Annotated in this window: 11 protein-coding genes and 1 tRNA gene; 3 read left to right on the forward strand and 9 right to left on the reverse strand. The window is 64.1% G+C overall.

From position 1 onward, the window contains the following. The first annotated feature begins 27 nt into the window (after positions 1-27). The gene (locus PI86_RS10410) at positions 28-294 is read left to right on the forward strand and encodes a YfhL family 4Fe-4S dicluster ferredoxin (protein WP_039321670.1); all 267 of its coding nucleotides are present in this window, start codon (positions 28-30) and stop codon (positions 292-294) included. Between the two features lie 98 nt (positions 295-392). Here PI86_RS10410 and hisC read toward each other — a convergent pair whose 3' ends face one another. From hisC to ltrA, 9 genes are all read right to left on the reverse strand, one after another. Then, positions 393-1,460, reverse strand: a complete 1,068-nt coding sequence (hisC, locus tag PI86_RS10415; RefSeq protein WP_039321672.1) for a histidinol-phosphate transaminase — start codon at positions 1,458-1,460, stop codon at positions 393-395. A gap of 140 nt (positions 1,461-1,600) precedes the next feature. Next, entirely contained in the window at positions 1,601-2,200 is a 600-nt protein-coding gene (pth, locus tag PI86_RS10420; protein WP_014896002.1) for an aminoacyl-tRNA hydrolase, read from the reverse strand. 121 nt (positions 2,201-2,321) lie between these two features. Beyond that, positions 2,322-2,927, reverse strand: a complete 606-nt coding sequence (locus PI86_RS10425; protein ID WP_039321674.1) for a 50S ribosomal protein L25/general stress protein Ctc — start codon at positions 2,925-2,927, stop codon at positions 2,322-2,324. A 162-nt stretch (positions 2,928-3,089) separates the two neighbouring features. Continuing rightward, on the reverse strand, positions 3,090-4,052 hold the full coding sequence (locus tag PI86_RS10430; protein ID WP_014896004.1) for a ribose-phosphate pyrophosphokinase: 963 nt from the start codon (positions 4,050-4,052) through the stop codon (positions 3,090-3,092). A gap of 44 nt (positions 4,053-4,096) precedes the next feature. Next, positions 4,097-4,173: transfer RNA gene (locus PI86_RS10435), tRNA-Gln, on the reverse strand. Between the two features lie 53 nt (positions 4,174-4,226). Then, complete coding sequence (ispE, locus tag PI86_RS10440; RefSeq protein ID WP_039321676.1) at positions 4,227-5,108, reverse strand: 4-(cytidine 5'-diphospho)-2-C-methyl-D-erythritol kinase; 882 nt, start codon at positions 5,106-5,108, stop codon at positions 4,227-4,229. A gap of 18 nt (positions 5,109-5,126) precedes the next feature. Then, positions 5,127-5,747, reverse strand: a complete 621-nt coding sequence (gene lolB, locus PI86_RS10445) for a lipoprotein insertase outer membrane protein LolB (protein ID WP_039321679.1) — start codon at positions 5,745-5,747, stop codon at positions 5,127-5,129. After that, positions 5,747-7,570: a tetratricopeptide repeat protein gene (locus PI86_RS10450; RefSeq protein ID WP_014896007.1), complete on the reverse strand. Its 1,824-nt coding sequence runs from the start codon at positions 7,568-7,570 to the stop codon at positions 5,747-5,749. The genes lolB and PI86_RS10450 overlap by 1 nt, the downstream gene beginning before the upstream one ends. 106 nt (positions 7,571-7,676) lie before the next feature. Further along, on the reverse strand, positions 7,677-9,395 hold the full coding sequence (gene ltrA, locus PI86_RS10455) for a group II intron reverse transcriptase/maturase (protein WP_039321722.1): 1,719 nt from the start codon (positions 9,393-9,395) through the stop codon (positions 7,677-7,679). A gap of 1,130 nt (positions 9,396-10,525) precedes the next feature. Here ltrA and mutM point away from each other — a divergent pair. Together mutM and mutY are read left to right on the forward strand one after the other, a co-directional pair. Then, positions 10,526-11,353 (forward strand): bifunctional DNA-formamidopyrimidine glycosylase/DNA-(apurinic or apyrimidinic site) lyase, encoded by an 828-nt coding sequence (gene mutM, locus PI86_RS10460; RefSeq protein WP_014896009.1) that lies wholly within the window; start codon positions 10,526-10,528, stop codon positions 11,351-11,353. 37 nt (positions 11,354-11,390) lie between these two features. Then, positions 11,391-12,497, forward strand: coding sequence for an A/G-specific adenine glycosylase (gene mutY / locus PI86_RS10465; RefSeq protein ID WP_039321681.1), 1,107 nt, complete (start codon positions 11,391-11,393; stop codon positions 12,495-12,497). Positions 12,498-12,531: the final 34 nt, after the last annotated feature.

The raw sequence follows: 12,531 nt of genomic DNA on the forward strand, positions 1-12,531 counted from the left end.
CCGTTGGCCTGAAGAAGTGAGATCAGTATGTCTTTGATGATTACCGACGAGTGCATCAATTGCGACGTGTGCGAGCCCGAGTGCCCGAACGGTGCGATTTCGATGGGCCCGGACATCTACGTGATCGACCCGAACAAGTGCACCGAGTGCGTCGGCCATTTCGACGAACCGCAGTGCCAGCAGGTGTGTCCGGTCGAATGCATTCCGCGCGATCCGCAGCATGACGAATCGCACGCGCAATTGATGGAGAAGTACCACGCGCTGATCGCCGCGAAGGGCGACGACGCGCAGTGATCATGCGGTGACGCGCGCGCCGGCGTTGCCGCGCACGTGTCACGTGTCACGTGTTCCGGCCGGCGCCGCCTGGCGCCGGATCCGCTTCCGCTTACGTTTCAGCCGAGCAAGTCGCGCAATGCCGCGACGAGCGCGTCGCATTCGGCGTCGGTGCCGACGGTGATGCGCAGGTGCTGGTCGATGCGCGGCGAGCGGAAGTGCCGCACGAAAATTTCCCGATCCTTCAGCTTGGCCGCGATCGCGCCCGCATCGTGCGCGGGATGGCGCGCGAACACGAAATTCGCGGCCGACGGCACGACGTCGAAGCCGAGTGCGGCGAGCCCGTGCGTGAGCCGCGCACGGCTGTCGATCACACGCCGGCAGGTCGCGTCGAAATAGTCGGTGTCTTCGTAGGCTGCCTGCGCGGCGACCTGCGCGAGCCGGTCGAGCGGATAGGAGTTGAAGCTGTCCTTCACGCGATTCAGCGCGTCGATCAATGCCGCATCGCCGAATGCGAAGCCGACGCGCATGCCCGCGAGCGAGCGCGCCTTCGAGGTCGTGTGCACGACGAGCAGGTTCGGATGGCGGTCGATCAGCGTGATCGCGGACTGCGCGCCGAAATCGACATACGCCTCGTCGATCAGCACGACCGATGACGGATTCGCGGCTGCGATCCGTTCGATGTCCGCGAGCGGCAGCGCGCGCCCGGTCGGCGCATTCGGGTTCGGAAACAGCACGCCACCGGCGTCGTCGAGATAGTCGTCGACGCGGATCGAGAAGTCGTCCGCGAGCGGCACGACCGTGGTTTCCACGCCGTACAGGCGTGCGTAGGTCGGGTAGAAGCTGTACGAGATGTCGGGAAAGCGCAGCGGCCGGTCGTGCTTGAGCAGCGCCTGGAACGCGTGCGCGAGCACCTCGTCGGAGCCGTTGCCGACGAAGACCTGCTCGGGCTTGATGCGGTGATGGGCCGCGACCGTCTCGCGTAGCGCGCGCGCGAGCGGGTCGGGATAGCGGCGCAGCGTGTCGCCGGTTTCGCCGAGTTCGCGTGCGATCGCCGCGACGACGCGCGGCGAAGGCGGATAGGGATTCTCGTTGGTGTTCAGCTTGACGGGGTGTGCGAGTGCGGGCTGTTCGCCCGGCACGTAAGGCACGAGTTGCTGAACGACGTCGCTCCAGTAACGGCTCACCGCTTGGCTCCTGACGGGCAAAACGACCAGATTACCGCATGTGGGCGTCGCGGTGCGCAATTGCGAAGGAGGGAGATGCCGCCCGGCGCAGCCGGACAGCACGATGCACCCTACCGGTGCGGTGTGGGTGCGGTGTGCGCTTAGTTGCGATGCAGTTGCATCGTCGCGCGGTCGAGTTCGCCCTTGACGACCATCGGCATCACGGCGAGCGCGCGTTCGATCGATACATCGATCACTTCCTGCTCTTCGCGGCGCGGCGGCTTCAGCACGAAGTTCGCGACGTCGGGCTTCGCGCCGGCGCGTGCCCCCTCCGGAATCAGGTCGCGCGGATGGCCGATGCCGATCCGCAGGCGCCAGTACTGTTGCGACGACAGGTGCGCGGAGATGTCCTTCAGGCCGTTGTGGCCGCCGCTGCCGCCGCCGAGCTTCAGCTTGACGGTGCCGGGCGGCAGGTCGAGCTCGTCGTGTGCGACGAGGATCTGGTCCGGCAGGATCTTGAAGAAACTCGCGAGCGCGACGACCGACTGGCCGGAGCGGTTCATGTAGGTTTGCGGCTCGAGCAGGTGGACTTCCTCGCCGTGCAGGCGCGCTTTCGCATAGAAGCCGTGGAAGCGGCGCTCGTCGCGCAGCGTCGTGCCTGCTTCGCGGGCGAGCTGGTCGATCAGCCAGAAGCCGGCGTTGTGGCGCGTCGCGGTGTATTCCGCCCCGGGATTGCCGAGGCCGACGATCAGTTTGATCATGACGTTTCGTAGGCGGCAGCGGCCGCCTGGGCGCAGAAAAAGAAAAACCCGCCGGGCAAGCCGCGGCGGGTTGCGTCGACCGTTTCGCGAAACGGATCGAACGGGCGCGTGGGCAGCCCGCTTAGGCAGCCGGCGTTTCGCCTTCTGCTGCGTCCGACACGGCGCCAGCCGGGACCGTCGCCGATGCGACAACCGGGTTTTCCGCGTCGACGTGCGCGACCAGCGCGACGCCCTTCGGCAGCGCGATGTCCTTCGCGTGCAGCGATTGACCAGCTTCGAGCTTCGACAGGTCGACTTCGAGGAACTCCGGCAGGTCAGCCGGCAGGCACTCGATTTCGATTTCCGTCGCGACGTGCGAAACGATCGCGCTCGACAGCTTCACGGCCGGGCTGACTTCAGCGTTCAGGAAGTGCAGCGGTGCCTTCGTGTGCAGCTTCTTCTTCGCGTCAACGCGCTGGAAGTCCACGTGCAGCACCAGTTGCTTGAACGGGTGGTATTGCACGTCGCGCAGCAGGACCTGTTGCGACTGGCCAGCCACTTCGAGGTCGAGGATCGACGAGTGGAAAGCTTCCTTCTTCAGGGCGTGCCACAGCGCGTTGTGATCGAGTTCGATCTTTTGCGGGGCTGCTTCGCCACCGTAAACGATACCCGTGGTCTTACCAGCGTTGCGCAGGCGGCGGCTCGCACCCGTACCTTGCTCTTGGCGCTCGAAAGCGACGACTTTCATGTAATTCTCCAATAGCTGCCCGCGACCAGGCAGTAAAACGGGGCCGGCGAAATGGCGGCCCCTGATGAAACGGACGGGGTTTCGTCTATCCCGTCCGATTGTGCAAAAAGCGAAGCGTTGCCGCTTCGCTTTCTGCGCATGCTTTGTCGTGTCGTGACGCGATCAGGATTCCGCGAACAGCGACATCACCGAGTCGCCGCGACGGATTCGCGAGAACGTTTCGGCCAGCAGGCTTGCGCTGGTCAGCGAGCGGATCTTCGAGCAGGACAGCGATTCGGCCGACAGCGGGATCGTATCGGTGACGACCAGCTCGTCGAGTGACGATGCGGCGATACGCTCGGCGGCGCCACCGGACAGCACCGGGTGCGTCGCGTACGCGAACACCTGCTTCGCACCGCGATCCTTCAGCACTTGCGCGGCCTTGCAGAGCGTGCCGGCCGTATCGACCATGTCGTCCATGATCACGCAGGTGCGACCTTCGACTTCACCGATGATGTTCATCACTTCGGCGACGTTCGCCTTCGGGCGACGCTTGTCGATGATCGCGAGATCGCAGTTGAGCTGCTTGGCGAGTGCCCGGGCACGCACCACGCCGCCGACGTCCGGCGACACGACGAGCAGATCCGAGTAGTTCTGCTTGCGCAGGTCACCCAGCAGGATCGGCGTTGCGTAGATGTTGTCGACCGGAATGTCGAAGAAGCCTTGAATCTGGTCGGCGTGCAGATCCATCGTGATGATCCGCTCGACGCCGGCGATTTCCAGCATGTTCGCGATGACCTTCGCCGAGATCGCGACACGCGCCGAGCGCGGGCGACGGTCCTGGCGGGCATAGCCGAAGTAGGGGATGGCTGCAGTGATCCGGCCGGCAGACGCACGCTTGAGCGCGTCGACCATGATCATCAGTTCCATCAGGTTGTCGTTCGTCGGCGCGCACGTGGATTGCAGGACGAAGACGTCCTTGCCGCGCACGTTTTCCTGGATCTCGACCTGGATCTCGCCGTCGGAGAAACGGCTGACCATTGCTTTGCCGAGGGGGATTCCAAGGATATTGACGACTTCCTGGGCGAGCGCGGGATTCGCGTTGCCAGTAAAGACCATCAAGCCATCATGGCTGTGGCTGCTCATCGTGCACCTGCTTCAGGCTTAGGCGGGAAATGCGGGAAAATTTTTGGCAGGGGAGGAAGGACTCGAACCCTCGCATGCCGGAATCAAAATCCGGTGCCTTGACCAACTTGGCGACTCCCCTACACTCAACTGATAACTTCACCGGACTTGTAGGCCATCCGGCAAAGCAAAACTTCATGACGCGAAAGTGAAGAGCGGATGCTCGTTCAAGCTCTCGGCAACTGCACCGTTCCAACCGATGGGCAGCTTGGCTTTCGCCGCTTCTGCCTCGTGCTTGCTATGAAACGCTGCAAACACGCTTGCTCCGGAGCCGGTCATCCTCGCGGGGGTCACATCATACAACCATTTGACCACCTGCGCAACTTCCGCGTACTTACTTGTCACAACTTGCTGCATATCGTTCCGGCCGAAGCTGTCTGGCCATCCCGCATCGCTGTTTTGCTGTGCAAGAAAGTCTGTAATTGTGACTCGCTTCGTATCTCTTGTCAACAACTTATCTGAAAAAATTTCAGCGGTTGGGACATGAACTCGCGGCGTTACAACCAAGAACCAGCGAGTCGGCAATTGTACCTCAGCTAATTCTTCTCCGATACCCTCTGCGAACGCATTTTTTCCAAAAACAAAAAACGGGACGTCTGCGCCGAGTTTCACCGCGAGCGATTGCAGTTCCGCACGCGGCAGGTCGAGTTGCCACAGGCGGTTCAGCGCGAGCAGCGTCGTCGCCGCGTCGGAGCTGCCGCCGCCGAGGCCCGCGCCCATCGGCAGGCACTTGTCGATCTCGATGTCGACGCCGGCCGCGGTGCCGGTGTGCGTCTTCAGCAGGTTGGCCGCGCGCACGACGAGATCGCTTTCCTCGGGCACGCCCGGCACGTCGGTGACGCGTGCGACGCGACCGTCGTCGCGCAGCGTGAAGTGCAGCGTATCGCCCCAGTTCAGCAGCTGGAACACGCTCTGCAGATCGTGATAGCCGTTCGGGCGGCGGCCGGTGATGTGCAGGAACAGGTTGAGTTTCGCGGGCGCAAGGCAGTTGCGCAGCGAGCGGGTCGAATCGGTCATGCGTATGTCGGGGCTAGGTTACTGGTCGAGCACGAGCTTGATGTCGAGCGGCGGCGTCGCGCGCACGAGGTTGACGCGTTTGACGCCGGTGGCCGGTGCGTCCGCGTAGGCGAGGTAGTCGATCGTCCAGCCGTCCTGGCGGATCTGCTTGACGCGCGTGCCGTCGGCCGGGTCGCGCACGGTTTGCGCGGGTGTCGCCGGCGCGGGCGTCGGCAGCAGCCAGTAGCGCAGGCCGGCGAGCGGCAGCGCGAAGCCGAGCGTGTTCTGCATCAGCTCGCCGACGTCGGTCGCGTATTGCGGCTGGCGGTTCGGCAGCTCGAGCGAGGCAGCCTGCGGCGTCGATTTCACGACCGCGAGGGTCTGGCCGAGCGGGCTGCGCAGTTCGAGCGACACGTCGTCGCCGTGTTCCTGCCAGTCGAAGTTGCCGTACACGTTTTGCTGCCTGCCGAGGCGGTCGTTGTACTGCACCGCGAAGCGGCCGTGGTATTCATGCGTTGCGGCCGTTTGCAGCACGGCACCCGCCGGCGCATTTGCGGACGGCGGCGTGCTCGCGCAGCCGGCGAGCGCGAGCGCCGCGCCGGCCGCGGCCAGCGTGCGCAGCGCGCGGGAAGACCGGGAAAGCATCGGAAACATCTGCATCAGAGGCCGTTGATCTGGAGGCGCTTCAACGTCTGCACGAGCGTTTCGTTGTCCGGCTCGAGCTTCTGCGCGGCACGCCACGCGGAACGCGCGTCGTCCTGCGCGCCGCTTTTCCACAGCACTTCGCCGAGGTGCGCGCCGATCTCGGCGTTCGGCTGCAGTTCGTACGCGTGCTGCAGCACCTTCGCCGCGCCGGCCGTGTCGCCCATCCGGTACTTCACCCAGCCGAGGCTGTCCATGATGTACGCGTCGTTCGGCGCGAGCGACAGTGCCTTGTCGATCAGCTTGCTGGCCTCGGGCAGGCGCTGGTTGCGATCGGCCAGCGAATAGCCGAGCGCGTTGTACGCCTGCGGGTTGTCGGGCTGTGTGCGGATCAGCTCGCGCAGCTGCTTTTCCATCGTCGTGTAGTGGCCGGTCTTCTCGGCCGCCATCGCGTAGTCGTAGCGCAGGTCGGGATCGTCCGGGAAGTCCTGGACCGCCTGCCCGAGCCGTGCCTCGGCTTCCGGATAGCGCTTCGCGGTGAACAGGATCGACGCATCGGTGCGCGCAACCACGGCCGCATCGCGCGGATCGCTGATCGGCAGGTCGTCGAGCACCTTGCGCGCCTCGTCGGTCTTGCCCTGTTTCTGCAGCAGCTGCGCGCGGGTGATCTGCGCGGGGAGGTAGTGCTGGCTCGTCTGGTCGACCTTGTCGAGCCATTGCGACGCCTGCGCGTCGTTGCCCTGCTCGATCGAGATTTGCGCGAGGTAGATGTAGCCCTGGCCGACGTCGAGGTTCGGCTGCTTGACGCCGAGCTGAACGTACTGTTTCAGGTACGCGCTCGCGTCGTCGAGCTTCTTCTGCTGGATTTTGATCAGCGCGAGCGCCATCAGCGGTGTCGGATCCTTCGAGTCGAGCTTGCGCATCGTCTCGAACTGCTTCTGCGCGTCTTCGATGCGATCGTCGGCGAGATACAGCTGCGACAGCGCGAGCCGCGCGTCGCGCGACTTGGGATTCTGCTGAACATATTTCTCGAACGACGCGATGCCGGCTGCGCGTTCCGCGGGGCCCATCTGCGACAGCATCAGCGCCGCCGGCAGGTAGTCGGGGCGGATCTGCAGCGCCTGCTTCAGCGATTGCGCTGCACCGTCCTTGTCGTCGACCGCGAGCTGTTGCCGCGCGATCGCGAGCTGCGCCTCCGGACGGTTCATGTCGTTCTTCAGCATGTCCTTCAGCACCGCGAGGCCGCCGACGCGATCGGCGCCGCGCACCAGCAGCGCCTGCAGCGCGAGGATCGCGGGGCCGCGCGTCTCGCCGTTCGCGCGGGCCAGCTCGCGCGCGAGCATCGGCTGCGCGTCGGCCGGCTTGCCGGCGAGCACGAGCAACGCTGCGTCGACTTGCGACGCGCGGTTCGAGTCGGGTGCGTACTGGAGCCACAGGTTGGCCGCGGACAGGGCGTCGGCCGGGCTTTGCGCGCCGAGCGCGATCTCGGTCGCACGCTGCGCCATGCGCGGATCGCGCGTGTCGCGGGCGAGCGCGAGGTAGGTCTGGTAGGCCGGCGCGGGCTGGTTGCGCTGGAGCGCGACCTCGGCAGCCAGTACCTGATAGACGATCTGGCTCGTCAGCGGGACGCCCGGGAGATTCTTTTGCTCGTCCGGCATCACGTGCTCGAACGCGCCCTGCGGCTCCGCGTCGTCCGATGCCGGATCCTGCGCGTGAGCCGGGAGGGCGGTGAGGGTCCAGGCGGCGAACAGCGCGGCGCCGAGCGCACGGCGGACCGGGAAGGCACGCGCGCCGCGCTCGGCGGCGGGGCGCTTCAGAAGCAGCTTCGAGGGCAGGGTCATGGAAATCCGTTCGATGGAGGGTAGCCCCTTTCCCTTGCGGAAAAGGAGCCCCCTAAGAACCGTACGTGCGAGTTTCCCCGCATACGGCTCAAGCCTACATATACAGCTATTTCGAAGCCCGACCTGTAGGCCGGACCGGCTTCGCTACGTCAATGTTACCAGCGTGCACCTTTCGGTGGCAGACAGGATGGAGGAGTACCCGGTTGGAGAGCGCGTCTGACCCGCCATTCATCCGATACACCAGATGATGATCGTGCCAGCCCGTTTCCTCCGTCAGGGCACATCCGCAGTGCGCACACAGCCCGCCCTGCGATGAATACAGCTGGAACCACGTCCTCAGATAGCCTCTGGATTGCTCCATGCGCTTCTGCCGCAGTTCTTCACCGTATTGCTCCATACTCAGATTAAAGGGGTTGTACTTTCCCTCGATCTTTTTATGTCGCCTGATTACCGTACCACTGAGGTGATACAGAGCAGACAACTCCTTGCTACCGTCGTCATGCACTATGGGAGTGGCGAACACCCAATTCCGTTCACCGACTGTGTGGAAGTATTTCGTCCGCACCCATTCGGCGTTCTTGTTCGGATGCCGCCGCTTCGACCACCACCAGAGCCTCCGGAAAATCAGAGACCCCATGCGGCTGTACGCTTCCTTGGCTACCACGGGCTGATGGTATTGCGCCCAGCCACGCAGCATCGGGTTCAGCAGTTGGATCAGGCTCTCCTGCTTTGCCGTTTTGTTGCGACTGATCGTTTCCGCCACCTTGCGATAGAACGCTTGCGCGTTTTTCTTGCTTGGTTTGATGAGCAGTTTTCCCGAGTACTTCCGGAAATTCCACCCTAGGAAATCGAAGCCGTCCTCGATGTGGGTGATCCGCGTTTTCTCCTCCGACAGTCGCAGACCTCGTACGGCAAGGAATGCTTCTACCCAAGGTTTGATCACTTCTTCCAGCACCTCTTTCGAGACACCGGTGATCACGAAGTCATCCGCGTACCGCACCACGTTCACTTTCAGCTTCCGGTTTTCCCGCGTCCGGAACTTTGCAGCCAGATACTTTTCCAGATCCCGTTCCAGCCCGTTCAGTGCAACGTTCGCCAAGGTCGGGGAAATGATGCCCCCCTGCGGCGTACCGGCTTCTGTTGCCTCATACCGGCCCCGATACAGCAGGCCGGACTTCAGCCATTTCCGGAGAATGCCCCTGTCCATCGGGACATTGGCAATCAGCCAGTCATGACTGATGTGGTCGAAGCATCCCTTGATGTCCGCCTCCAGCACCCATTGAGCTGAGGCCCGTTTGGACATGGTGACGAAAATCTGGGACATGGCGTCGGCCGTCGAGCGGTTTTGCCTGAACCCATACGAGTTCGGGTCGCTGATGGTTTCTGCCACGGGCTCGAGAGCCAGCAGATACAGGGCTTGCATCGCCCTGTCTCGCATGGTCGGAATACCCAGAGGGCGCTTCGTTCCATTGGCCTTCGGGATGTAAACCCTCCGTAGTGGCAGGGGCCTATATCCGCGCCGCTTCAACCCGCCGGCTGCTGCCAGCCGGCTTGCAGGCGTTTCCCACAGTTCACGATCGACTCCCGCCGTTCGCGCGCCAGTGTTTTGCGTAACACGTCGTACCGCATACAGCTTCGCGGACAACGTGCGGGTCAGCATCCGTTGCAGGGCTTTCACCCTACGCCAGTCATTTTCCCGCGTCGCCTTCGCAATTCGAATCTGCATCCCCCTCACGTTCCGTTCGACCCGGCGCCAGTCAATAGCGTGCCAGTCGTCCGGAGCATGGGAAAGCGCAGACTCGTCCTTTCGGACAAGTTCTCTCATGCTGCTCTCCTTTCCGGTGATAGAAATTTCCCGGACGAGGAGGCGCATCTTTCCCCCGACGGGGAGCGATAGCGCCCCCCGCGGGGAAGGTTTCAGCGCGACACGGACAAGGCCGTGCCGCAACCAGTTACAAGGGTCCCACAGCCGTCTTGCGACGGTAGACCATGAGGAAGTCTGCCCGCTTTCGCGTGGAGTAATGTCTCAACTCCTATCCGTCCCATTACAGGACGACGTTCGCTTTTTCCTCGTTCCCATACCCGCACCCCCGTCAGATCCCCTTGCGGTTCACCTGCCAGCAAGCTTCCGCTGGCGGAGATACGGGCTTACCACGTTCCCCAACTGCCACACGACTGGTTTAGGTCCCGCCTATTCCCCGATGGCCGTACGACGGCGTGACCCGATAAAACAGCGGATCAACCGGCCACATACCTTTTTGGTTAGAGCCCAGCAGCGTTTGGCTCTTCAATCGTCACGGGGTTTATCAGCGATTCACGTGTGTTGACCATGCCAGCCAGCCTTGCACCTCGATCCCATGCTGCTAGGGACCTCCGAACGAACACCTCGCGATGTCAGTCCGCCCTTACTGCGGGGGTTACTTTGTCAGAAGAGCTTTGAACCCCGCCGTTACCAGCGACGCACATCTTCCTAGGCTACATTTGGCCGTACAAACGGTTCCCTACCGCGATCGATCTGCGGTGGAACAATGGCAGTTGGAGTTTCTTCATTGAGGCGGTGCATTCACGGATTTATGCGCGTGGCCGAGCACCATTCTCCCGAGAGAGATCGGTGGCAGGGATGCGCTGTTGTAGTTCTTCGGCGCGTACTGCTGCTAACATCTCTGACATGCGAAATGTCGCAGAAATACAACGCTTTTCCGGTTCATGCGGGTGCCCGTGTGGTTCATTTGCAGCCGAACCGGCACGTATTTGGCACTTGGCAACTCAGGCAAAAATCCCCCGAAACATCCGGTCAGAGTTGCCCGAGAGCCTTGTATTTACAACTGTTGCCGGCTTGTTAAGAGTCCGGCTCCGCCTCTACACGAAGAGTGTCGTGTCGCACGTTTCAACCGATTGTAACGCGCTCGCTACAATACACGCACGATCGTGAATCCAGTCTCAGACCCGCCAAACATGCCAGAGTTGCCAGAAGTCGAAGTCACGCGCCGGGGCATCGAGCCCTTTGTCGCGGGCCGCCGCGTCGAGCGTGTCGACGTCCGTACCGCGATGCTGCGCTGGCCCGTGCCGGCGGGGCTCGCCGAGCAATTGTGCGCGCGCGAGGTGATCGCCGTCGAGCGGCGCGGCAAGTACCTGCTGTTCGAGGTCGACGCGGGCTGGTTCATCGTCCATCTCGGGATGACGGGCACGCTGCGCGTGCTGCCCGCGGCCGACGTGCCAGTCGCCGCGAAACACGATCACATCGACTGGATCTTCGACGAGTTCGTGCTGCGGTTCCGCGATCCGCGCCGTTTCGGCGCCGTACTGTGGCACCCGCGCGAAGCGGGTGACGTGCATGCGCATCCGCTGCTCGCAAGCCTCGGCGTCGAGCCGTTCTCGCCGGCCTTTACCGGCGCGCTGCTGCATGCGCGCACGCGCGGTCGCACGGTCTCGGTCAAGCAGGCGCTGCTCGCGGGCGACATGGTCGTCGGCGTCGGCAACATCTATGCGTCGGAGAGCCTGTTTCGCGCCGGTATCCGGCCGACGACCGCGGCCGGCAAGGTGTCGCTGCCGCGCTACGAGCGGCTCGCCGACGCAGTGCGCGCCACGCTCGCCGACGCGATCGAGCGCGGCGGCAGCACGCTGCGGGATTTTGTCGGCAGCAACGGCGAAAGCGGCTATTTCCAGCTCGACTGCTTCGTCTACGACCGTGCGGGTTTGCCTTGCCGCGTATGCGGCACGCCGATCCGGCAGATCGTGCAGGGCCAGCGCTCGACCTATTTCTGCCCGACCTGCCAGCGTTGAACCGCGCGTTGAAACCTTTTTCCACTGATTCGAACACTTGAAGCCGCCTCGCACCGCTCCCGCTCCGTTCCCCGTCACGCCGCTGCACCGCACCTTCGCCACGCGCCTGGTCGCCTGGCAGCGCGTGCACGGCCGCCACGACCTGCCGTGGCAGAACACCCGCGATCCGTACCGGATCTGGCTGTCGGAAATCATGTTGCAGCAGACGCAGGTCTCGACCGTCGTCCCGTATTACGCACGCTTTCTCGAACGCTTCCCCGATGTCGCCGCGCTCGCGGCCGCGCCGGCCGACGACGTGATGGCGTTGTGGGCCGGCCTGGGCTACTACTCGCGCGCGCGCAACCTGCACCGCTGCGCGCAGGTCGTCGTCGCCGAACATGGCGGCGCATTTCCGTCGACGCCCGACGCGCTGGCCGAACTGCCGGGCATCGGCCGCTCGACGGCGGCGGCGATTGCATCGTTCGCATACGGTGCGCGCGCGACGATCCTCGACGGAAACGTGAAGCGCGTGCTCGCGCGGGTGTTCGGCGTCGAAGGTTTTCCGGGCGAGAAGCGTGTCGAGAACGACATGTGGGCGCTCGCCGAATCGCTGCTGCCGGACGCCGCGAACGCGGCCGACGTCAGCGCATATACGCAGGGGCTGATGGATCTCGGCGCGACGCTGTGCGTGCGCGGCAAGCCGGACTGTGAGCGTTGCCCGTTCGCAGGCGACTGCGTCGCGCAATCGACGGGCCGGCAGCGCGAACTGCCGGCCGCGCGACCGAAGAAGGCGGTGCCGACGCGCAAGACCTGGATGCTCGTGCTGCGCGACGGCGACGCCGTGCTGCTCGAGCGGCGTCCTCCGGCCGGCATCTGGGGCGGCCTGTGGTGCCTGCCGCAGGCCGACGGCGATGCCGCGCTGGCGGAACTCGCACACGGCTTCGGCGGTGATGTCCCGATGCCGCTCGCGGCATTTACGCACACGTTCACGCATTTCCGGCTCGAGATCGAGCCGCGGCTGAGTGACATGACGAACGGCGGGCCAGCGCTCGCGCACGCGCAGGATGCCGAGACGGCGTGGGTGCCGCTGAGCGGGCTCGATGCGTACGGCGTGCCGGCGCCCGTGCGCAAGCTGCTCGATGCGCTGAGCGGGCCGCTGCTGTAACGAAAGGGGAAGGGCACGCGCTCGGGAAAGCGCC

Source organism: Burkholderia sp. A9, assembly GCF_000801975.1.

Bases quoted from the DNA above. Each gene is read 5' to 3' on its own strand.
- PI86_RS10410 (WP_039321670.1), top strand. From the start codon at position 28: ATGTCTTTGATGATTACCGACGAGTGCATCAATTGCGACGTGTGCGAG.
- PI86_RS10450 (WP_014896007.1), bottom strand. From the start codon at position 7,570: ATGACCCTGCCCTCGAAGCTGCTTCTGAAGCGCCCCGCCGCCGAGCGC.
- PI86_RS10425 (WP_039321674.1), bottom strand. From the start codon at position 2,927: ATGAAAGTCGTCGCTTTCGAGCGCCAAGAGCAAGGTACGGGTGCGAGC.
- PI86_RS10430 (WP_014896004.1), bottom strand. From the start codon at position 4,052: ATGAGCAGCCACAGCCATGATGGCTTGATGGTCTTTACTGGCAACGCG.
- mutM (WP_014896009.1), top strand. From the start codon at position 10,526: ATGCCAGAGTTGCCAGAAGTCGAAGTCACGCGCCGGGGCATCGAGCCC.
- ispE (WP_039321676.1), bottom strand. From the start codon at position 5,108: ATGACCGATTCGACCCGCTCGCTGCGCAACTGCCTTGCGCCCGCGAAA.
- ltrA (WP_039321722.1), bottom strand. From the start codon at position 9,395: ATGAGAGAACTTGTCCGAAAGGACGAGTCTGCGCTTTCCCATGCTCCG.
- pth (WP_014896002.1), bottom strand. From the start codon at position 2,200: ATGATCAAACTGATCGTCGGCCTCGGCAATCCCGGGGCGGAATACACC.
- lolB (WP_039321679.1), bottom strand. From the start codon at position 5,747: ATGCAGATGTTTCCGATGCTTTCCCGGTCTTCCCGCGCGCTGCGCACG.